General features: G+C 68.8%; 24 protein-coding genes and 2 pseudogenes. 23 read left to right on the plus strand and 3 right to left on the minus strand.

The window, feature by feature from the left end:
- Positions 1–6: 6 nt before the first annotated feature.
- From L1066_RS17885 to L1066_RS17925, 10 genes are all read left to right on the plus strand, one after another.
- Positions 7–1,056 (plus strand): FecCD family ABC transporter permease, encoded by a 1,050-nt coding sequence (locus tag L1066_RS17885; protein ID WP_235737578.1) that lies wholly within the window; start codon positions 7–9, stop codon positions 1,054–1,056.
- A complete protein-coding gene (locus L1066_RS17890) occupies positions 1,053–1,886 on the plus strand; it encodes a FecCD family ABC transporter permease (protein ID WP_283095492.1) in 834 nt (277 codons plus the stop codon). The genes L1066_RS17885 and L1066_RS17890 overlap by 4 nt, the downstream gene beginning before the upstream one ends.
- Positions 1,856–2,098 (plus strand): iron chelate uptake ABC transporter family permease subunit, encoded by a 243-nt coding sequence (locus L1066_RS27000; RefSeq protein ID WP_312008173.1) that lies wholly within the window; start codon positions 1,856–1,858, stop codon positions 2,096–2,098. The genes L1066_RS17890 and L1066_RS27000 overlap by 31 nt, the downstream gene beginning before the upstream one ends.
- On the plus strand, positions 2,095–2,880 hold the full coding sequence (locus L1066_RS17895; RefSeq protein WP_235737579.1) for an ABC transporter ATP-binding protein: 786 nt from the start codon (positions 2,095–2,097) through the stop codon (positions 2,878–2,880). The genes L1066_RS27000 and L1066_RS17895 overlap by 4 nt, the downstream gene beginning before the upstream one ends.
- A gap of 91 nt (positions 2,881–2,971) precedes the next feature.
- Positions 2,972–3,376, plus strand: coding sequence for an acyl-CoA thioesterase (locus L1066_RS17900; RefSeq protein WP_312008196.1), 405 nt, complete (start codon positions 2,972–2,974; stop codon positions 3,374–3,376).
- Positions 3,377–3,427: 51 nt separating this feature from the next.
- On the plus strand, positions 3,428–4,591 hold the full coding sequence (gene ftsY / locus L1066_RS17905) for a signal recognition particle-docking protein FtsY (protein WP_235737580.1): 1,164 nt from the start codon (positions 3,428–3,430) through the stop codon (positions 4,589–4,591).
- Between the two features lie 295 nt (positions 4,592–4,886).
- Positions 4,887–6,203: an ammonium transporter gene (locus L1066_RS17910; protein WP_235737581.1), complete on the plus strand. Its 1,317-nt coding sequence runs from the start codon at positions 4,887–4,889 to the stop codon at positions 6,201–6,203.
- Positions 6,200–6,538: a P-II family nitrogen regulator gene (locus L1066_RS17915; RefSeq protein ID WP_235737582.1), complete on the plus strand. Its 339-nt coding sequence runs from the start codon at positions 6,200–6,202 to the stop codon at positions 6,536–6,538. The genes L1066_RS17910 and L1066_RS17915 overlap by 4 nt, the downstream gene beginning before the upstream one ends.
- A 126-nt stretch (positions 6,539–6,664) precedes the next feature.
- Positions 6,665–8,590 (plus strand): HD domain-containing protein, encoded by a 1,926-nt coding sequence (locus tag L1066_RS17920; RefSeq protein WP_235737583.1) that lies wholly within the window; start codon positions 6,665–6,667, stop codon positions 8,588–8,590.
- Positions 8,515–8,895 carry a hypothetical protein gene (locus tag L1066_RS17925; protein WP_235737584.1) on the plus strand — a complete coding sequence of 127 codons (381 nt, stop codon included), beginning with the start codon at positions 8,515–8,517 and terminating at the stop codon, positions 8,893–8,895. The genes L1066_RS17920 and L1066_RS17925 overlap by 76 nt, the downstream gene beginning before the upstream one ends.
- Here L1066_RS17925 and L1066_RS17930 read toward each other — a convergent pair.
- Complete coding sequence (locus tag L1066_RS17930) at positions 8,879–9,196, minus strand: hypothetical protein (RefSeq protein ID WP_235737585.1); 318 nt, start codon at positions 9,194–9,196, stop codon at positions 8,879–8,881. The two genes, L1066_RS17925 and L1066_RS17930, sit on opposite strands and share 17 nt — an antisense overlap.
- 76 nt (positions 9,197–9,272) lie before the next feature.
- Between L1066_RS17930 and ffh the strand changes: the two genes are divergently transcribed.
- Positions 9,273–10,826: a signal recognition particle protein gene (gene ffh / locus L1066_RS17935; protein ID WP_235737586.1), complete on the plus strand. Its 1,554-nt coding sequence runs from the start codon at positions 9,273–9,275 to the stop codon at positions 10,824–10,826.
- 49 nt (positions 10,827–10,875) lie between these two features.
- On the opposite strand, the gene L1066_RS27005 is transcribed toward ffh, so the two are convergent.
- Positions 10,876–11,901: an exosporium glycoprotein BclB-related protein gene (locus L1066_RS27005; RefSeq protein WP_283095493.1), complete on the minus strand. Its 1,026-nt coding sequence runs from the start codon at positions 11,899–11,901 to the stop codon at positions 10,876–10,878.
- A gap of 127 nt (positions 11,902–12,028) precedes the next feature.
- On the opposite strand from L1066_RS27005, the gene L1066_RS17945 reads away from it, so the two are divergent.
- Positions 12,029–12,397, plus strand: a complete 369-nt coding sequence (locus tag L1066_RS17945) for a hypothetical protein (RefSeq protein WP_235737588.1) — start codon at positions 12,029–12,031, stop codon at positions 12,395–12,397.
- A 109-nt stretch (positions 12,398–12,506) separates the two neighbouring features.
- Here L1066_RS17945 and L1066_RS17950 read toward each other — a convergent pair whose 3' ends face one another.
- The gene (locus L1066_RS17950; RefSeq protein WP_235737589.1) at positions 12,507–13,736 is read right to left on the minus strand and encodes a ScyD/ScyE family protein; all 1,230 of its coding nucleotides are present in this window, start codon (positions 13,734–13,736) and stop codon (positions 12,507–12,509) included.
- Between the two features lie 95 nt (positions 13,737–13,831).
- Here L1066_RS17950 and L1066_RS17955 point away from each other — a divergent pair, with 95 nt between their 5' ends.
- The 11 genes and pseudogenes from L1066_RS17955 (at position 13,832) to L1066_RS18005 (ending at position 20,697) form a co-directional block, all read left to right on the plus strand.
- Positions 13,832–14,902 carry an amidohydrolase family protein gene (locus tag L1066_RS17955; RefSeq protein WP_235737590.1) on the plus strand — a complete coding sequence of 357 codons (1,071 nt, stop codon included), beginning with the start codon at positions 13,832–13,834 and terminating at the stop codon, positions 14,900–14,902.
- A gap of 32 nt (positions 14,903–14,934) precedes the next feature.
- Positions 14,935–15,414 (plus strand): glutathione peroxidase, encoded by a 480-nt coding sequence (locus L1066_RS17960; RefSeq protein WP_235737591.1) that lies wholly within the window; start codon positions 14,935–14,937, stop codon positions 15,412–15,414.
- 212 nt (positions 15,415–15,626) lie between these two features.
- Complete coding sequence (gene rpsP, locus L1066_RS17965; RefSeq protein WP_235737592.1) at positions 15,627–16,115, plus strand: 30S ribosomal protein S16; 489 nt, start codon at positions 15,627–15,629, stop codon at positions 16,113–16,115.
- A 1-nt stretch (position 16,116) separates the two neighbouring features.
- Positions 16,117–16,356, plus strand: a complete 240-nt coding sequence (locus tag L1066_RS17970; RefSeq protein ID WP_235737593.1) for an RNA-binding protein — start codon at positions 16,117–16,119, stop codon at positions 16,354–16,356.
- Between the two features lie 92 nt (positions 16,357–16,448).
- Positions 16,449–17,000: a ribosome maturation factor RimM gene (rimM, locus tag L1066_RS17975; protein ID WP_235737594.1), complete on the plus strand. Its 552-nt coding sequence runs from the start codon at positions 16,449–16,451 to the stop codon at positions 16,998–17,000.
- A pseudogene (gene trmD / locus L1066_RS17980) lies at positions 16,997–17,607 on the plus strand (tRNA (guanosine(37)-N1)-methyltransferase TrmD); the annotation flags it as partial. The gene rimM and the pseudogene trmD, both read left to right, overlap by 4 nt.
- Positions 17,608–17,781: 174 nt before the next feature.
- Positions 17,782–18,168 carry a GNAT family N-acetyltransferase gene (locus tag L1066_RS17985; protein ID WP_235737632.1) on the plus strand — a complete coding sequence of 129 codons (387 nt, stop codon included), beginning with the start codon at positions 17,782–17,784 and terminating at the stop codon, positions 18,166–18,168.
- Positions 18,169–18,401: 233 nt separating this feature from the next.
- Entirely contained in the window at positions 18,402–18,752 is a 351-nt protein-coding gene (gene rplS / locus L1066_RS17990) for a 50S ribosomal protein L19 (RefSeq protein WP_235737595.1), read from the plus strand.
- A gap of 38 nt (positions 18,753–18,790) precedes the next feature.
- Positions 18,791–19,612, plus strand: coding sequence for a signal peptidase I (gene lepB / locus L1066_RS17995; RefSeq protein ID WP_235737596.1), 822 nt, complete (start codon positions 18,791–18,793; stop codon positions 19,610–19,612).
- A gap of 193 nt (positions 19,613–19,805) precedes the next feature.
- Positions 19,806–20,189, plus strand: a pseudogene (locus tag L1066_RS18000) (ribonuclease H family protein); the annotation flags it as partial.
- A gap of 199 nt (positions 20,190–20,388) precedes the next feature.
- The gene (locus tag L1066_RS18005) at positions 20,389–20,697 is read left to right on the plus strand and encodes a DUF2469 domain-containing protein (RefSeq protein WP_235737597.1); all 309 of its coding nucleotides are present in this window, start codon (positions 20,389–20,391) and stop codon (positions 20,695–20,697) included.
- The last annotated feature ends 79 nt before the right edge of the window (positions 20,698–20,776 follow it).

Consider the following 20,776-nt stretch of genomic DNA (forward strand, 5'->3'; position numbering starts at 1 on the left):
GGCGCAGTGAGCACCGATTCACTGCACGCGCGGGGCGCCGAGAGGACTCTCGGCGCCCCGCGCTCGGGTGCGTCCGGGAGAGGACGCGCCGTCAGCGTCTTCTGCGGTGCGTTCCTGGTGCTGCTGCTCGTGTGTCTGGCCAGCCTCGCCTTCGGCCACAAGTCGGTCGCCTTCGGCGACCTGGTCGACGTGCTGACCGGTGACGGGGACCCCTACCTCGAGCTGGTGATCGACTCCCGCATCGAGCGCACTCTGCTGGCGGTTGGCGTGGGCGCCGCCCTGGCCGTCGCCGGCGCGCTGATGCAGGGCGTGACCATGAACCCGTTGGCAGACCCGGGACTCTTCGGCGTCAACGCCGGCGCCGCTGCGGCCATGGTCACCGCGAGTGCCTGGTTCGGCGTCTCCGCCGGCACCACGACCTCCGTCTGGATCGCGCTGCTCGGCGCTGCCGCTGCGGTGCTGGTGGTGCACACGATCGGCACGGCCGGCAGTGCCGGGGCGAGCGTCGTACGCCTGGTGCTGGCGGGGGCCGTGGTGGCGGCGATCCTCACGGCCTACGTGCAGGCGGTCGCATTGAGGATGCCCCAGCACTTCGACAACTACCGCTACTGGGTGGTCGGCTCGCTCGGCAACGGGCGCCTGGACCAACTCACGCTCGTGCTTCCGTTCATCGCGGTGGGGCTGCTGCTGGCGCTGGCCTGCTCGAGTGGCCTGAACGCCCTCGCGCTCGGACAGGAGAGTGCCACCGCGCTCGGCGTCAACACGTTGTGGACCCGTGCCGGTGCCCTGGGTGCGGCCACCCTCATGAGTGCCGCCGCCACCGCCGCCGTCGGGCCCATTGCCTTCGTCGGACTCGCCGTGCCCCACATCGTGCGGGCACTGGTCGGTCTCGACATGCGCAGGCAGATCCTCGGCTGCCTGCTCATCGGGCCAAGCGTGGTGCTGGTCGCCGACATCGTCGGGCGTCCGCAGGAGTTGATGATCGGCGTGATGACGGCATTCGTCGGTGCGCCCGCGCTGCTGCTCGCCGTACGGCGGCTGGGGGACCGGGCATGAGCGTCGCGAACCGCATTGCGCGGGAACCCGTGGTGCGCGTGGGTCGGCTCGTCGCGCTCCCGGTGCGACGGCGTACGGCGCTGCTCGGCGTCGTGCTGGGGGTGCTGATCGCGGTCGCCGCGACCGCGACCCTGACGATGGGACTGCTCGCGGTTCCGCTGGCCGAGGTGCCCGGCGTCTTCTTCGGCGACGCGAGCCCGATGGCCCTGCGGGTCTACGACCTGTTGACCGGGCCGCGGCTGATGGTGGCCCTCGGTGCCGGAGTCGCGCTCGGCGTCTCCGGGGCGCTCTTCCAGTCGGTGACCCGCAATCCGCTGGGCAGCCCCGACGTGATCGGGGTGAGCGCGGGCGCGGGCGCCGGCGCGGCCTACGTGGGCCTCTACCTTCCGGGGTTCTCGATCCCCCTCGGTGCGGTGATCGGCGCAGCGATCGCGGTGGGGCTGGTGGCCGTCAGCACCGGCAGTGGTCTCGCCAACCCGATGAAGATGGTGTTGGCCGGGATCGGGGTCTCGGCGCTGGCCGTGGCCTTCACCCAGTACGTCGTCTACGTCGCCAACCGCGACCAGGCGTTGGCGCTCACGGCCTACATCAACGGGAGTCTCAACGCACGCAGCTGGGACCACGTCCACACCATCTGGTTGGTGCTCGCATGCTGCGCCCTGCCGCTCCTGCTGATCTCCAAGCCGCTCGGACTGACCGAGATGGGCGACGAGGTGGCGGCATCATTGGGCGTCGACGGCGCGACCACCCGACGCTGCGCGGTCGTCCTCAGCGTCGTGCTCGCCGGGGAGCGGTCGCCGTGGCCGGCCCCATCGCCTTCATCGCGCTGACGGCACCCCACATCACGCGAAGACTCGCCCGCAGCGCCCAGCCGCTGCTGCTCCTCTCAGGGGCGATGGGTGCGTTGTTGCTGACCACGGCCGACCTGGCCACCCAACAGACCGAGATGTTCCGAGGTCTTCCCGTCGGGATCCTGACCCTGGCGATCGGCGGCGCCTACCTGGGCATGCTGCTGGTCGCGGAATGGAGGAAGAAGCCATGAGCGACGTGCTGCTCGCCGCCAACGACGTCAGCGTGGACTACGGCGGGGCGACGGTGATCCGCGGTCTCTCCCTCGACGTCCATCGCGGAGAGTTCGTGGTGGTCGTCGGTCCGAACGGTTGTGGCAAGTCCACGCTCCTCAAGACCTTCGCCCGGGTCAACAGGCCGGCCGCGGGACACGTCGAGCTCGACGGGCACCGGATGGCCCGGATGCGTGGTCGTGCCATCGCTCGCCGGGTCTCGTTGCTGCCACAGAGCGCGGTCGCCCCCGAGGGGATCACCGTGGGGGAGCTGGTCGCCCGCGGCCGGCACCCCCACCACACGATCCTGCGCCAGTGGTCACCCGACGACGACCTGGCGATCGAGTCCGCACTCGAACGCACTCGGCTCACCGAGCTGGTGCGCACGCCGGTGGCCTCGCTGTCGGGCGGGCAGCGGCAGCGGGCGTGGGTGGCGATGGTGCTCGCCCAGGACACCGAGGTGATCCTGCTCGACGAACCGACCACCTTCCTCGACATCGCCCACCAGTACGACCTGCTCGAACTGGTGTCCGACCTCAACGCCGAGGGGCGCACCGTCGTGGCGGTGCTCCACGACCTCAACCAGGCGGCCCGGTTCGCCTCACGGCTCGTGGTGATGCGCGACGGTGAGATCTGCGGCGACGGCCCACCCCGCGACGTACTCACCGGGGACCTCGTGGAGCGCGTCTTCGGGCTCGGGGTCGAGGTGATCGACGACCCGCAGGCAGGTACGCCGATGGTCGTGCCGCACGTCAGGTCGTGAGGGCCGCGTCGGGGCGCCCGGACGGCTAGGGTGCTGGCGTGAGCGAACGCCCCCGCTGCCCACCCGCGCCGACTACGTCTCCTGGCGGATCATCACCACGCGCTGGCGTGACGACGATGCCTACGGGCACCTCAACAACGCCACCTACTACGAGTTCTTCGACACCGCGGTCAACGCGCACCTCTACGAGGCGACTGGTGTCGACATCCGGGAACTGGGTCAGATCGGGATCGTCGCCGAGACCTCGTGCCGCTACTTCCGGGAGATCGGCTTCCCCGGACCCGTCGACTCGGGACTGGTGGTGGAGAGGATCGGGACCTCCTCGATCATCTACCGGATCGGGCTGTTCCAGGGGGACTCGGACGAGGCGGCCGCCGAGGGGCGATTCGTGCACGTCTACGTCGACAACACCCGCGGCGCGGGAGACCGCCCGGTCGTACCGATCCCCGAGGTGATCCGGGCCGCCGTGTCCCCGTTGCTGCGCCCCGTCGGCTGAGCCCGGGTCCGCCCTGAGGCCGCGCCCCCACCCTCTGGTTGGATTGGCGCCATGGACTTCCTGCAGGACTGGCTCTATCTGATCATCGGCATCGTGGTCGTGGGCGTCGTCGCCCTCGGCTTCGTCTTCACCGGCGGCAAGCGGCGTACGCCGGAGCGCGGCACCGATGTCGTCGCGGCTCCCGCCCCCACCACCCCGGCGGAGGTCGAGGAGCCCGGGACCGAACCGGTCGTCGTCCCCGAGACGGAAGCCCCCGCCGCGGAGCCCGAGCCCGCGGCTCCGGTGCTGGACCGGCCCGAGGGCACCAAGAGCCGCTTGGTCCGGTTGCGTGAGCGGCTCTCGCGCTCCCAGGGTGCGCTCGGCAAGGGCTTGCTCGCGCTGCTCTCGCGCGACCGTCTCGACGAGGACACGTGGGAAGACATCGAGGACACGCTCATCACTGCCGACATCGGCGTGGGCCCGACCCAAGAACTGGTCGAGAAGCTCCGCACCCGCATGCGGGTCGAGGGCGGCAACGCTCCCGATGCCCGCGCGGTGCTGCGTGAGGAGCTGGTCAACCTGGTCGACCCGACCATGGACCGTCGTCTGGGCGTCTCGGGTGCCGACGGCAAGCCCGGCGTGGTGCTGGTCGTCGGCGTCAACGGTGCTGGCAAGACCACGACCGTCGGCAAGATCTCGCGCATCCTCGTCGCCGAGGAGAAGCAGGTGGTGCTCGGTGCCGCCGACACCTTCCGCGCCGCGGCCGTCGAGCAGCTGGCCACCTGGGGCGAGCGGGTCGGCGTACCCGTGATCCGCGGTCCTGAAGGCTCGGACCCAGCATCGGTCGCCTTCGAGGCGGTCAAGCAGGGCGTCGACGAGTCCCGCGACGTGGTGCTCGTCGACACCGCGGGCCGGCTGCAGAACAAGGCCGGCCTGATGGACGAGCTCGGCAAGGTCAAGCGCGTCATCGAGAAGCAGGCCCCGGTCACGGAGGTGCTGCTGGTGCTCGACGCCACCACCGGCCAGAACGGCATGATCCAGGCGCGGGTCTTCTCCGAGGTCGTCGACGTCACCGGCATCGTGCTCACCAAGCTCGACGGCTCCGCCAAGGGCGGCATCGTGGTCGCCGTGCAGCGTGAACTCGGGGTCCCGGTGAAGCTCGTCGGCCTGGGCGAGGGCCCCGATGACCTGGCGCCCTTCGACGCCGAGGCGTTCGTCGACGCACTGCTGGGCTGAGGCTGCTGCCACGGCCGAGATGACAGTCTCGGTCCTCGCGGGACCCGACCGCTGCCGGGCTCGGGCCGTCGGCGTGCGGATCCGTGCGCTTGGTGCGTTGGCCGTCACACAGCCGTAACACACTGGCCGAAGACGTTTCGTGGTCGAAACAACACGCGCGACGTGGTGTTACGACCGGATACGAGAGTTGTGCACGTCAAGGCGCCCCCGCTGACAACGACGAAGTTGGCAGGGCTGGGAGGGCGCCCATTCAGCAACTCCTTGTGAGGTCCTTGTGGACGGTTACCACGCCTGGATGCTCATCGCAGCGTCCCTCGTTCTCCTGATGACAGCTCCTGGTCTCGCCCTCTTCTACGGCGGCATGAGCAGGTCCAAGTCCGTTCTGAACATGATGATGATGTCGTTCGGCGCGCTTGCGATCGTCGGTGTCGTCTATGTCCTGTGGGGCTATTCGATGTCATACAGCGACGATGACATCGGCACCCTGTTCGCCAACCCGTTCACGCTCTTCGGGCTGGACGGTCTGGACCCGGCGGACTACATCACCGTGTCGTTCCAGCTCACCTTCGCGGTGATCACCGCAGCACTCATCAGCGGCGCCATCGCCGACCGGGTGAAGTTCTCCTCCTGGATGGTCTTCGTGCCGATCTGGGTCACGCTGTCCTACTTCCCGCTGGCCCACATGGTCTGGGGTGGAGGCTTCCTCAGCGACAACCCCGACGGTCTTGCCGCGCTGGTCTTCGGCACCGTCGGTGAAGCCGGCGCCAAGGTCGCCGAGATCGCTCCGGTCGACTACGCCGGCGGAACCGTCGTGCACATCAACGCCGGTGTCGCCGGACTGGTCCTCGCCCTGATCATCGGAGCCCGCATCGGCTTCGGCAAGAGCCCGATGAAGCCGCACAACCTGCCGCTCACCATGATCGGTGCCGGTCTGCTCTGGTTCGGATGGTTCGGCTTCAACGTCGGCTCGATCGTCTTCGCCAGCGACGACCCGGACATGATGTACACCCAGTTCGTGAGCGAGACCGGACTGGTCTGGCTCAACACCACCGTCGCCACCTGCGCTGCGATGCTCGGCTGGCTGCTGCTGGAGAAGATCCGCGACGGCAAGGCCACCAGCCTGGGCGCCGCGTCGGGCATCGTCGCCGGTCTCGTCGCCATCACGCCTGCATGTGGCTCGCTCTCCCCGGTGGGTGCGATCATCATCGGCCTCGTCGCCGGTGTGCTCTGTGCCCTGGCCGTCGGCCTCAAGTACCGCTTCGGCTTCGACGACTCGCTCGACGTGGTCGGCGTCCACCTCGTCGGTGGTCTCGTCGGAACGATCGGCATCGGCTTCCTGGCCCTCGAGGGTGGCCTCTTCTACGGCGACGGCGTCAAGCTCCTCGTCATCCAGGTCCTCATCGCCCTCTTCGCGATGTTCTGGACCGCCATCATCACCGCCATCATCGGCTTCGCCATCAAGGCCACCATCGGCTGGCGCATCGATGACGAGGACGAGGTCAACGGCATCGACTTCATCGAGCACGGTGAGTCGGGCTACGACCTCACGACCACCACGGGCACCCGCCGCGGCGGCGCGTCGACCAAGGACAAGGAAGGAGTCCCGGCATGAAGCTGGTGACCGCGGTGGTGAAGCCGCACAAGTGGGAAGACGTTCGCGAGGCGCTCGAGACCTTCGGTGTCACCGGCATGACGGTGAGCGAGGTCAGCGGCTACGGCCGGCAGAAGGGCCACACCGAGGTCTATCGCGGGGCCGAGTACGACATCGCCCTCGTGCCCAAGATCAAGATCGAGATCGTGGTCGAGGACGTCGATGCCGATGACATCGTCGGGATCGTCGTGAAGGCCGCCCAGACGGGCAGGATCGGCGACGGGAAGGTGTGGGTCTCTGCCCTGGACAGTGTCGTCCGGGTCCGCACCGGTGATCGCGACAGCGACGCCGTCTGATCAGAGGTCGAAAGACCTCAAACTGCCCGACGCCCGTCGCACCGCGAGTTCAGACAAACCCCGGTGCGGCGGGCGTCGCCCCTTTGCCCGACCTGACGCCACGAACGATTCATTTCAGGAGGCAGCGTGACTGCGGAAGAACGTGCCCAACGCACCGAGGCGGCCGACGACCTGTGCCGCGCGGCGTACGTCGAGGCCGGCGGTCCGGACGCCGGCTTCTGTCTGCTCGCGGTCGGCGGTTATGGCCGAGGCGAGTTGGCGCCGTACTCCGACCTCGACGTGGTGCTCGTGCACGCCGATGACCTCGACGCCGGTGAGCTGGCCGAGAGCCTCTGGTACCCGCTCTGGGACGCCGGACACCGGCTCGACCACTCCGTGCGCTCCTTGAGCGAGATGCTGGCGGCGGCGGAGGGGGACCTGAAGGTCGCGCTCGGAGCGCTCGACCTGCGCCACCTGGCGGGCGACCCCAACCTGACGCTCCGGCTGCGGACGATGCTGCTCGCCTCCTGGCGTCGCGACGCTCGCCACCGCCTGCCCAACCTCGCGCTGATGCGCGAGCAACGTCATGAGCTCATGGGAGAGCTCGCCCACGCGTCGGTGCCCGACATCAAGGAGGCCGAGGGCGGGCTGCGCGACGCGGGCATCCTCACGGCGCTGGTGGCCACGTGGCTGGTCGACGCCTCGTGGCCCGACCTCGAGCCGAGCCGGCGGGCGTTGCTCGACGTCCGCGACGAGCTGCAGCGCTTGGCCGGGCGGGCCAGCGACCGCATCGGTCCCGAGATGTGGGCGCAGCTGGCCGGGCCTCTGGAACTGCCCGACGCCGAGGCGGTGCAGGTACACGTCCGTGAGCTCGGTCGTCGGATCACCCATCTCTCGCGGCTGACCTGGCGCCGTGTCGGCGCGGTGCTCGCCCGCCCCGTGTCGGTGCGTGGGGCCCGGCGGCCGGCACTGCAGTCCGCTGCCCGCGGTGTGGCCATCTCCCGCGGTGAGGTGGTGCTCGACGGCAAGATCGCTCCGGCCGACGACGCGGCGCTGCTGCTGCGGGCAGCCACTGTCGCCGCCGAGCGCGATCTGGTGCTGGCTCCGGCCACGGCGAGTCGCCTGGCCAGGGAGAGTCCGGTGCTGTCGGAGCCGTGGAGCTTCGAGGCGCGCACCCTGTTCGTCCGGTTGCTGGCTGCGGGCCGCGGGCTCCTGCCCACCTGGGAGACCCTCGAGGAGACGGGGGCGCTGCGCCTGATCCTTCCCGAGTGGGAGCGGCTGCGGGCCCTCCCGCACGCCTCGGTGATCCATCGCTTCACCGTCGACCGTCACGTGGTGGAGACCTGCATGGAGTCGACCAAGCTGCTGGCGGACGTCTCCCGCCCGGACCTGTTGGTGATCGCGGCGCTGCTGCACGACATCGGCAAGGGAGAGGCCGGCGATCACGCGATCAACGGGGAACGCATCGCCCGTGAGATCGCTGCACGCTTCGGGTTCTCGAGCTCCGACGTCGAGATCATCGCGATGTTGGTGCGGTGGCACCTGCTGTTGGCGGAGACCGCGACCACGTGCGACCCGCAGGACCCGGTGACGGTGGCGAGGGTCACCGACCGGATCTCCGACCGGCTCACCATCTCGCTGCTGCTGGCCCTGACCGAGGCCGATGCCCGCGCGACGTCGCCCAAGGCGTGGTCGTCGTGGCGCGCCGGCCTGGTCCGCGACCTCGCATGGCGTGCCGACCAGACCTTGGCCGACCAGGGTGTGACGCTGGTCGACGAGGAGTACGCCGACGTGCCGCTTCCCGACGGGGTGCAGGCCGACCCGGACCGGGTGGCGGTGCGCGTCATCGACGCCGAGGAGGGGCGGTGCTGCAGGTGTTCGGTCGGGACCGAGTGGGCCTGCTCGCCGACGTGTCAGCGGTGCTGGCGCACCTGCGGGTGCCGGTCTTCGCCGCCCGCGCCTGGCCGCAGGGTGAGGTCGGGGTCTCCGAGTGGCACATGGGGGAACAGACCCTCGGGGCCGCGTTGCTGCGGGAGCGGATCCAGGCCGAGGTCGACGGCCGTACCCAGGTGAAGGAACGTCTGGCCCGGCCACTGGGCCACCCAGCCAGGGTGCTGGTGCGTGACGGCGCGTCACTGACCGCGACCGTGCTCGAGGTGCGTACGCCGGACCGGCCCGGTCTCGTGCACCAGGTCTGTGCTGCCCTGGCGGGAGTCGAGATCGCCGTGCGCTCAGCCCATGTGGACACGCTCGGACCACAGGCGGTCGACGTCTTCTACGTGCAGGAGCCGGCCGGGGGACCGCTCAGCGCGGTGCGTGCCGCGGAGGCGCGGGAGGCCGTACTCACGACGCTGACCGGTGTCAGCGTCGACGCGTGATCCGCGCGGTGCGGATCGAGCCGTCAGGTCCGCGGGAGAGCTGCATCGCGGAGCCCGACGGGTCGTCGCCCGTGGGCGCGGGCACGACCTCGGTCATCTCGTCGACGTGGCGAAGCTCCTCCTTGGCCCGATGGGCAGCCGGGTGGAACACCTCGTCCATCGCGCCGAGCGGGTTGGCGTGCACGCCGCCGCCTCCGCCCGATCGACGCATGTCGCGAGCGATGGCCCACGTGCCCACGGCGATCACGGCCACGACGGAGATCACCACCGCGAACGAGCCCCAGAACCATGAGTCCACCATGCTGATCAGCGTACGTCGCCAGTGGCCGGTTAGGCTGGGACTTCGTCATCCGTCAGGCCAGAACTAGGACACCGACTTGTTCGCCACTCTTTCCGATCGCCTCGCAGACACCTTCAAGAACCTGCGTGGCAAGGGACGGCTCTCCGAAGCCGACATCGACGCGACCGCCCGGGAGATCCGGATCGCGCTCCTCGAGGCCGACGTGGCCCTGCCTGTCGTCAAGGAGTTCGTGGGCGCGGTCAAGGAGCGGGCGCGCGGAGAAGAGGTCTCGCAGGCGCTCAACCCCGCGCAGCAGATCGTCAAGATCGTCAACGAGGAGCTCGTTGCGATCCTCGGCGGTGAGACCCGGCGACTGCGTTATGCGAAGACCGGTCCGACGGTCATCATGCTGGCTGGTCTGCAGGGTGCTGGAAAGACGACGCTGGCCGCGAAGCTGGCGCTGTGGCTCAAGGAGCAGGACAAGACCCCGCTGCTGGTCGCCTGCGACCTGCAGCGGCCCAATGCGGTCAACCAGCTCCAGGTCAACGGTGAGCGGGTCGGCGTGCCCGTCTTCGCCCCCGAGCCGGGCAACGGGGTCGGTGATCCCGTGTCCGTCGCGCGCGCCTCGATCGAGGAGGCCAAGCGCAAGCTCCACGACGTCGTGATCGTCGACACCGCAGGTCGCCTCGGTGTCGATGCGGAGATGATGCAGCAGGCTGCCGACATCCGTGCCGCCGTACAGCCCGACGAGGTCCTCTTCGTCGTCGACGCGATGATCGGCCAGGACGCGGTCAACACGGCTCTTGCGTTCCAGGAGGGCGTCGGCTACGACGGCGTGGTGCTGACCAAGCTCGACGGCGACGCCCGTGGTGGCGCTGCCCTGTCGATCGCTTCGATCACCGGCAAGCCGGTCATGTTCGCCTCCAACGGCGAGAAGATGACCGACTTCGACCTCTTCCACCCCGACCGGATGGCCTCGCGCATCCTCGACATGGGCGACATGCTCACCCTGATCGAGCAGGCCGAGAAGAGCTTCGACCAGGAGTCCGCTCGCAAGGCGGCGGAGAAGCTCACCGGACAGGGCGGAGACTTCACGCTCGAGGACTTCCTCTCCCAGATGCAGCAGATCCGCAAGCTCGGGTCGCTGTCGAAGATCATGGGGATGCTGCCCGGGATGGGGCAGTTCCGCGAGCAGCTCGACAACTTCGATGACCGTGAGATCGACAAGATCCAGGCTGTCATCCAGTCGATGACTCCCGCGGAGCGCGAGAACCCGAAGATCATCGACGGCTCCCGTCGCCTGCGGATCTCCAAGGGTTCGGGTACCCAGGTCTCCGACGTCAACACTCTGGTCGACCGCTTCTTCGAGGCACGCAAGATGATGCAGCAGATGGCCAAGGGCGGAGGCGTTCCCGGGATGCCGGGGATGCCCGGGCTGCCGGGGCCAGGCGGCGGCAAGAAGCAGGCCAAGAAGAAGGGCAAGTCGAAGCGGGTGTCGGGCAACCCGGCCAAGGCCGCGCAACAGCGCAAGGCCGAGGCCGCGAAGTCGCCCGCCGACGGCAACCCGTTCGGCTCCCCGGCCGGCATCGACTACGAGTCGGCCGCTGCCAACCTCGAGCTGCCGAAGGACTTCTCCAAGTTCCTCAAGTGAGCGCGCCCCGGCCGCAACGTGACGGCCGGGGCGCGGATCATTCGTCGCGTCAGTTGAGTTGGATGCTGCCGCTCATCTGAGCGTTCAGGGTGTTCACCAGGGTGACTCCGGTGGACTCGGCGGAGAAGACGAGCGCGGCCGTTGTCCCGGCGGTGATCGGGATGTTCAAGCCGGTCACGGTGCATTGGCCGACCGTGCCGATGGCGACGACCCCGGTCAGGGACGGCGCCATGGTGCAGGTGCTGCCCGGGACCGGGGACAGGACGTTGTCGCCGCCGCTGCTCGTGTAGAGCTGAGCCCGAACGTGCAGTGTCGTGCCGATCAGGGACATCGCGGTGGTGGTACTGAAACGTGCCGTGATCGATTTCAGTGTCGTGTCGCTCGGGATGAGCTGCAGCATCGATCGCTGCCCTGGCATCGGCGTCAGATCGATGAGCGGTCCGACTGGTGTGACGCCCGACAAGCTGTCGGAGCCGGACAACGGCAGGACGGTCACGGTGCCGGTGAGGCCGCCGACGACCGTCGTGAGGCTGCCCGGCAGACCGCTGCTGGAGGCGAGGACGGTGCCGGTGCCTGTGCCCGCGGGTCCCTGGGGCCCGGGAGGGCCGGCGGGGCCCACTGCACCCTCCGCGCCGGCAGGGCCTGGGGGACCCTGCGGACCCTCGGGACCGACCGTGCCGTCGACTCCGTTGGCGCCGTCGACTCCGTTGAGACCGTCGGACCCGGCTGGGCCGACCGGACCTGCGGGACCTGCCGGCCCCATGGGGCCGATCGCGCCGTCGATCCCATCGATCCCGTCGACACCGTCGCGGCCGTCACGACCCGGTGCACCGGCCGGGCCGACGGTGCCTGCTGCCGCTCGCTTGCCCGTCCGCTTCTTCTTCCACTTCAAGACGGTCTCGCCACGGTCGCACTTCTTGGCCTTGCTGACGACGCGGAGGTCGCCGGACTTCTTGTCCACGCAGGCGACGACTGTCCTGTTGCCCTTCGCCGGGGCACCCTGAGCGGTCGTCGAGGTCAGGACGACGGCCGCCAGACTGACGGCGACCACGAGGACGCTGCGGGATTTCTTCATGTGGTGACTTCCTGTCGGAGGAGCGGACCCGAGGATTGATGTGCACATGGTGGCGGATCCGCGACTGCGCCGCAGCGAGAAGGAGAAAATCGAGCCGACCGGCTAGCGTTCTCCACGTGATGGGTCGATGAGTTCCGTGCTCGTGGTGGACGCTGCCAACGTGGTGGGCAGCCGTCCCGACGGCTGGTGGAAGGACCGCGCTGGTGCGGCGCGCAGGCTGCACGAGGGACTGATGACGGCCGACACGCCGTACGACGAGATCGTGCTGGTGCTCGAGGGCGCCGGCAAGGGTGGTGTGAAGGCCGGTCGCGACGCCCACGTCCACACCGTGCATGCGAAGGGGAGTGGTGACGACGAGATCGTGGCCCGCGCCCGGGCAGCGGCCGAGGCAGGCAGTCGGGTCACCGTCGTCACCGCCGACCGCTTCCTCCGTTCCCGAGTCGAGGGCCTCGGCGCGATGACGCTCGGCCCCGCCTGGCTCCTCGACCGCCTCTGACGCGGCCAACCCTTTGGTTGACTTGGTCAACCAAAGGCGATCGTCCCTAACAGATTTGTAGTGGATCCGGGATTTGGCTACAAATCTGTTAGGGACGATCTGGGTGGGGTCAGGGAAGTTGGACCTTCACCACGGCGCCACCGCCGGCGCAGACCGAGCAGGTCGTCAGGTAGGCCGAGCGGCCCGACATCGCGACGCCGTACGGCGCGGGGAGGTTCCCGACGACGGTGCGGTGCGCCCCGCGGGGAGCAACGCGGACCAGTGAACCCATCGGCAGGCCCTCCTCGTTGAGCAGGCCGGCATCGGAGAGCTGCACCGCATAGAGCACGCCACGGTGCCAGGCGAGATCGGTGACGTTGGTCAGCCCGGTCGCCCAGACCTTCGAACGGCCGTCGGCGGTCACCCGGTGGATCCGCGACGTGCCCGGAGCGAACGGGAACCCGGTGAGCTCACTGACGTACCAAGCTCCGTCGGGACCGCGCACGACCGAGGTCGGCACCGACTGCATCGGTACCTCGTCGAACGGCGGGAACGGCATCGGCGCCGTGCCCGGGGAGTCGAACACCGCAAGGGTGCGAACCCGGCCGGACTGCGAGACCGCGAGGAGCGAGTTGCCGCCGGAGTCGGTGGTGACGATGCTGGCGCGCCTGTGATGCCTGCCGTGCTTGCTGTGGTGCTTGCGTGCGTGCTTGCCCAATTTGCCGTGCTTGTGCCCGTGTTTTCCCCGCTTGTGCCACGCGTGCCCGGGAGAGAGGGCCAGCCCGGTCGGATTGCTGTCGGGGCCGACGCCGTCGGGATCCGTGGCGGCTTCGTGCGCGGCCAGGTCGGCGATGACCCGATTGCCCTTGCGCCCCAGCTGTCCGGTGAGCAGCGTGCCGAACAGCTGGGACGGGAGAGTGGCGCGGACTGCGGGGTCGGCACCGAGCCCGACGGTGATGGTCCAGCGGCCATGCTGCACGAGGACGTCGGCGGGACCACCAGCGCTGGAACCGTCCGGGCCGGCGAGGGATGGCAGTCCGGTCACCACGCGGCGCTGACCGCGGTGGCTGATCTCGGTGATCGCCCCGGTGGTCCCGAAGCAGGCTTCGCCCTCGGGACCTTCGAAGCAGGGGCCGGCACCGCCGGTGCCCGACTCCGCCACATAGAGCTTGGTGCCGTCGAAACTGAGCAGGCGTGGATTGTCGAGACCGCTGGCCACCTCGGTCCATGCGGGTCTGTCGCCGCCACGACCTCCCTGCTGCGGCGCGGCGGCGCCCGGCGGGCTGGTGAGTACGGCGGCCAGGGTTGCGCCAAGCGCGAGCGAGCTGGCGGAAGCGAGCAACTGAACGGTTCTGGACATGTCTCCTCCTCGTTCCCCAGCTGCCCCAGCATGGTCTTGTCCTTCGGTGCTTCGCATCTGCCAGATTGGTGAACTCCTGTGGGTAGCCTCGGCCCATGACTGTGTTGCGGTTCCGGGGGCCGGTGTTGCCCGGGGAAGAGAGTCGAGACGTCTACGTGGTGGACGGACGCGTCACGTTCGAGCCGCAGGCGGGGGTGGTGACCGCGGCGACGGGCTTCCTCGTGCCGGGGCTGGTCGATGCCCACAACCACCTCGGGCTGGAGGACCACGGTGCGATCAGCGACGCGGACGTCGTGGAGCAGGCGGTGCTCGACCGCGATGCAGGCGCGTTGCTGTTGCGTGACTGCGGGTCGCCGACCGACACCTCCTGGGTGCACGAGCGTGATGACCTGCCCCGGTTGGTCCGGGCCGGTCGCCACATCGCCAGGACTCGCCGCTACATCCGCAACTTCGGCCACGAGGTCGAGCCGGTCGACCTCGTCGACACGGTCCGACAGGAGGCGCGGCGGGGGGACGGCTGGGTCAAGCTCGTCGGCGACTGGATCTCACGCGAGGAGGGTGACCTGGCACCCTCCTTCACCGACGAGGACTTCGCCCGGGCGATCGAGGCCGCTCACGAGGAGGGCGCGAAGGTCACCGCCCACTGCTTCGGCAGCGACGTGGTACCGTGGCTCATCGAGTCGGGCATCGACTGCATCGAGCACGGCACCGGTCTCACCACCGATCACATCGGTGCGATGGTCACCCGTGGCATCGCCCTGGTGCCGACCGTCCAGCAGACCGGGAAGTTTCCCCAGTTCGCGGCCGACGGCAGGGAGAGGTTTCCCGCGTACGCCGCCACGATGGACGACCTCTACGCGCATCGTCGCGAGACGCTGATGTCCGCGCACGAGGCAGGGGTGGCGATCTATGTGGGCTCGGACGGCGGTGGGGTGGCCCGCCACGGTGAGCTCGTCGGTGAGATCGAGGCGATGGTGGAGATGGGCCTGCCTGTCGCCGACGTGATCGCCGCCGCCTCGTGGAGGGCACGGGACTGGTTGGGCTTCGACGGTCTCACTGAGGGAGCCAGTGCCGACTTCGTCGTCTACGACGCCGACCCGCGCGTCGACCTGTCCACCCTGCGTCGCCCGGTGCGCGTGGTGTTGCGGGGCAGCGTCGTCGCCTGACAGGAGGCGTGCATGCCCGCTAGCCTCGTGGCATGCCCACGTTGTCCGACTTCACCGCCACCACCCTCACCGGCCAGGAGCAGCCGCTGTCGGCGTACTCCGGCAAGGTCGTGCTGGTGGTCAACACCGCCTCGAAGTGCGGACTCACCCCGCAGTACGAGGGGCTGGAGGAGCTGCACCGCACCTACGGCGACCAGGGACTCGTCGTCCTCGGGTTCCCGTGCAACCAGTTCGCCAGCCAGGAGCCGGGCGACGAGGAGGCGATCGGTGCATTCTGCGAGCGCAACTACGGCGTCAGTTTCCCGATGTTCGCCAAGGTCGACGTCAACGGTCCCCGGGCGCACCCGCTCTACCAGTGGTTGCGTGACCAGAAGGGCGGGGTGCTGGGGGATCGGATCAAGTGGAACTTCACGAAGTTCCTCATCGGCCGCGACGGGCGAGTGATCTCGCGATGGGCTCCTGCGACGAAGCCGGAGAAGCTGGTCGGCGACATCGAGAAGGCGCTCGGCTGAGCGACGGGTTCCCGCCGTCGCCCTGCGGGCGAAAACGTGGCTCCAGCCCGGTTTTGGCCGTGGTCGGGACCTCTGGCAGAATCTCCTGCTGAGTCCTGTGCTGTCGGCCCCTCTCATCCGGCTTCACAGTTCCCAGGAGATGTGAGTCCCCGGTCCCCACCTGGTGCACCCACCTCTCAACCCAACACAACTTTCGAGGAGACACCACAAACGTGGCCGTCAAGATTCGCTTGAAGCGCCTGGGCAAGATCCGGGTGCCGCAGTACCGCATCGTCGTCGTCGACTCGCGCAAGAAGCGCGACGGTCGAGTCATCGAGGAGATCGGCAAGTACCACCCCAAGGAGGACCCGTCCTTCATCGAGGTGACTTCCGAGCGCGCCCAGTACTGGCTCGGCGTCGGCGCCCAGCCGTCCGAGGCCGTTGAGGTCCTGCTCAAGATCACCGGCGACTGGCAGAAGTTCAAGGGCCTTCCGGGCGCCGAGGGCACCCTCAAGGTTGCCGAGCCGAAGCGCGACAAGCTCGAGATCTTCAACGAGGCCCTCAAGGACGCCCAGAGCGAGCCCAAGGCCGCCGCGGTGACCAAGAAGAAGTCGGAGAAGAAGGAGGAGGCCCCGGCTGCAGAAGCTGCCGAGACCCCCGCCGACGCTCCCGCGACCGAGGCTCCGGCCGAGGAAGCCGCTGCCGAGAGCACCGAGGGCTGACGTGCTGGCTGACGCACTGGAGCACCTCGTTCGAGGCATCGTCGACCACCCCGACGACGTGATCGTGCGCGACAAACAGTTGCGCCGCGGTTCCGTGCTCGAGGTGCGGGTCCACCCCGAGGACCTGGGCAAGGTCATCGGTCGTGGCGGTCGCACCGCGTCGGCCTTCCGCACTGTCATCTCGGGCCTTGCCGGCCGGGGCGGTGCTCGCGTCGACTTCGTCGACGTGGATCGTCGCTGAACAGTCATCGACTGCGCCGTGTGGGCGTGACCCTGACCGGGTCACGCCCACACCTGCATTTGAGGCAGGCAGCATCCCTTAGGGTCGTGTCCGTGGACAGTGAGATCGAGGTCGTGGTCGGCCGTATCGGCAAGCCGCACGGCATCCGCGGCGAGGTGACCGTCGACGTACGCACCGACGAACCGGAGCGCCGGTTCGCCGTGGGCAACGTGCTGCGCGGAGCGCCGCCGAAGGGATCGGCACTCAAGGGCGGCCCGGTGACCGTGCGCAGCACCCGCTGGCACCAGGGCACGCTGTTGGCGACGTTCGAGGGGATCCCTGACCGCAATGCAGCCGAGGCCTTCCGTGGCACTGTCCTGCACGCGACCATCGCGACGGACGAGACTCCCGATGATCCTGAAGAGTTCTACGACCACCAGCTCATCGGCCTGACGGTCCACGACCTCGACGGCGCCGAGCTGGGCACCGTGGCCAGCCTCGTCCACGGTGGCGCGCAAGACCTGTTGGTCGTGCGTACACCGGAGGGCCGCGAAGCGCTCGTGCCCTTCGTCCAGGCGCTGGTCCCCGAGGTCGACCTCGACGCCGGTCGGGTCGTCGTGGCCGACCGCCCGGGGCTGGTGACTCCGCTGGACGACGACGAATGAGGATCGACCTCGTCTCGATCTTCCCCGACTACTTCGCGCCGCTGCAGCTCTCACTGCCGGGCAAGGCCCGTGACAAGGGGCTGCTCGACATCGCGGTGCATGACCTGCGTGATCGGGCCCGTGACAAGCACCGCACCGTCGACGACACTCCCTACGGTGGCGGTGCCGGCATGGTGATGAAGCCGGAGCCCTGGGGCGAGGTGCTGGACGAGCTCGTCGAACCCGGCACCACGATCGTCTTCACGACGCCGAGCGGTGCACCCTTCAGCCAGTCGATGGCCCGCGAGCTCTCGACGAAGCAGCACCTGGTCTTCGCGTGCGGTCGCTATGAGGGCATCGACCAGCGAGTCCTCGACCACGCCCACTCCGTGGCCGAGGTCCGAGAGATCTCCATCGGCGACTACGTGCTCAACGGGGAGAGGTCGCTGCGCTCGCGATCACCGAGGCAGTGGTGCGGTTGTTGCCCGGCTTCATGGGCAACCCCGAGTCGTTGGTCGAGGAGTCCCACGAGGACGGACTGCTCGAGTACCCGGTCTACACCAAACCCCAGACGTGGCGCGGCCACGAGGTGCCCCCGGTGCTGCTCTCCGGCAACCACGGCGCGATCGCCGGCTGGCGCCACGAGCAGGCGGTACGCCGTACGGCCGCCAGGCGCCCCGACCTGCTGCCGGCCTCGGCTGCGGCGGCAGGGCTCGAGCTCGTGCCGGCCGTGCCCGCCGATGCCGGCGAACTGATGACGCTGCAGCGGGCCTGCTGGGTGCAGGAGGCGATCGAGAACGACATGCTCGACATCCCGGCGCTGCACGAGTCGCTCGACGGGGTCCGTGCCTGGATCGCCGAGTGGCGGGTCTGGGTGGCCCGGATCGACGGACGACTGGTGGCTGCCGCGCGCGCGAGGGTTGAACGTCGTGAGTCGGGTGAGCCGGTCTGGTCGATCGGGCGCGTCATGGTCGCCCCCGACCTCCAGGGACGCGGCTTCGGACGTGGCGTGCTGGAGTTCGCCGAGGGCGCGGCGCCTGCGGAGGCGACGACGTACGAGCTGTGGACCGGGGCCAGGAGTACGTCCAACCTGCGGTTCTACCGCAAGGCGGGTTATCGGCAGAGCAGGCGACTCGAGGACCAGGGGCTGGTCGTGCTGACCAAACGGACGTCGCGGAGTGGTCGCTGACGCCCGACTTCGGCGGCGGGCGAGGGTCTGCACCCCTGGATTTCTGTCCCGCCCCTCGGATGTGGCAAAGTTCTTCCCTGGTCCAGTTGGCCGACGTCGCCCGGAAGCTCGTCCCGGGGACTGCACCCGCACCTGCCACAGGGGAGCGTGGAGCGCCGGCCATCCAACTGGGCCGTCCAGACATGGTTTCACCGAAACCGCAGCCGACCTGTGGCGAGTTGCGAGGAGTTGACATGACGAACGTCATCGACCAGATCAACGCTGGCGCCAAGCGCGACGACGTCCCGGCCTTCCGTGCCGGTGACACCGTCAAGGTTCACGTGAAGGTCATCGAGGGCTCGCGCTCGCGTGTCCAGGTCTTCCAGGGCGTCGTGATCCGCGTCCACGGTTCCGGCATCGGCCGCACCTTCACCGTCCGCAAGGTCTCCTTCGGCGTCGGCGTCGAGCGCACCTTCCCGCTGCACTCCCCGATCTTCGAGAAGATCGAGGTCGTCACCCGCGGTGACGTGCGTCGCGCGAAGCTCTACTACCTGCGCAACCTGCGCGGCAAGGCTGCCAAGATCAAGGAGCGCCGCGAGGCCTGAGCACGACGCCCGACCATTCGCTGGTTAGGCTCTGCCGCGTGACTTCTGAAGACCGCGACCCCCTCGTCGATGAGGCTGGTTCCACTGAACCGCTCTTGGGGGAGTCGCGGTCTTCGCATTTCCCGGGGAGCTCGGCTCCCGGCAAGACGAAGCGGAAGCGCAAGCAGCTTCCGGTCTGGCAGGAGACGATCCTGCTGCTGGTCGTTGCACTGGTGATGGCCGTCGTGATCAAGGCCTTCTTCGTGCAGGCCTTCTACATTCCCTCGGAGTCGATGGAGCCGGGGCTGGTGGAGAACGACCGGATCCTCGTGCAGAAGGTCTCCTACTGGGGCGACGACGGCCCGGAGCGCGGTGACGTGGTGGTCTTCAAGGATCCCGACAACTGGCTTCCCGCCGAGGACAGTGCGGAGCCGACCAACATCGTCTCCAAGGCGCTCACCAAGATCGGACTCTTCCCAACCGGGGGCCACCTGGTGAAGCGCGTCATCGGCGTGCCCGGAGACGTCATCGCGTGTTGTGACGACGACGGCCGGTTGACGGTCAACGGATATGCCCTGGACGAGAGCGACTACGTCGCGGAGGACGCCCGGTGCGCTGCGCCGCTGGTCGGCTGCAAGATGCGCGAGGTCACCATCCCTGAGGGTTATCTTCTGGTGATGGGCGACAACCGCGAGCACAGCGCCGACTCCTCGGTGCACATGTGCCGCAACCCCAAGGCGCAGCAGTGTCCGCCGACCCGTGGCCTGGTGCCGATCGACAACGTCGTCGGCAAGGTCTGGACCCTGATCTGGCCGAGCAGCCGCTGGGACCACCTGGAGCGGCCGAAGGTCTTCGACAAGATCCCCGAGCCGTCGAAGTGACCCCCACGCTCCGCCTGGAACGCCGCCTCCTGCGCGAGGGTGTGCTCCTGCTGGGGTGTGCCGACGAGGTCGGACGCGGCGCCCTGTGCGGGCCGGTCACGATCGGCATGGTGGCCGTCGATCTGACGACGCGGACGGCGCCCCGGGGGTGCGCGACAGCAAGTTGGTGGCGCCCGAGCTCCGGGAGCGCCTGGTGCCGCGGATCCGTCGGTGGGCCCTGGCCAGCGGCGTCGGGCATGCGAGCCCTGCGGAGATCGACCGCTTCGGGATCATGACGGCCCTGAGGCTCGCTGGTCACCGAGCGTTGGTGGAGATGCGGGTGGAGCCCGATCTGGTGCTGCTCGACGGCAACTACGACTACTTGACCCCGCCGGCGCAGTTGGACCTGCTGGATCCTGCTCCGACGGTCGTGGCCCAGGTGCCCGCTGTGCGCACCGAGATCAAGGGTGACCTGCGGTGCGCGGCGGTTGCGGCTGCGAGCATCCTCGCCAAGACCGCGCGAGACGCGCTGATGGTGGAGCTGGCGGGCGACTTCCCGGCGTACGGTTGGGAGCACAACAAGGGCTATTCCGCGCCGGAGCACCTGAAGGCGCTCGTCGAGCACGGACCGACCGAGCACCACCGGCGTTCGTGGAACCTGCCCGGTGTGTCGGGGAGCCCACGCACCGTGCGGTGGAGGAGCGAGCGGCAGCAGGTGTGTTCCAACCACCCACGCTGTCGTCGGACGTCGGGGCGACTATGGTCGCCCCAGCAAGTCAGTTCGCCGAGGAGGGCACATGAGCGTCGAGGATCTCGAGAAGTACGAAGCCGAGATGGAGCTCAACCTCTATCGCGAGTACCGCGACGTGGTGAGCATCTTCAAGTACGTCGTGGAGACCGATCGCCGCTTCTACCTCTGCAACCAGGTCGACGTGAAGGCGCGCACCGAGCAGGGCGACGTGTTCTTCGAGGTGTCGATGTCGGATGCGTGGGTGTGGGACATGTACCGCCCGGCGCGCTTCGCCAAGAACGTCAAGGTGCTGACCTTCAAGGACGTCAACGTCGAGGAGCTCTCACCCTCCGACATCGAGCCGCCCAAGCCCTGACTCGGATAGCCCTTTCGGGTGGTGTTCGCCCGCCTGTCTAGACCATTCCTGTCTCGCGGCGGGCGATTTCGGGACACAT

Source organism: Nocardioides alcanivorans (assembly GCF_021555175.1).
GTDB lineage: Bacteria > Actinomycetota > Actinomycetes > Propionibacteriales > Nocardioidaceae > Nocardioides > Nocardioides alcanivorans.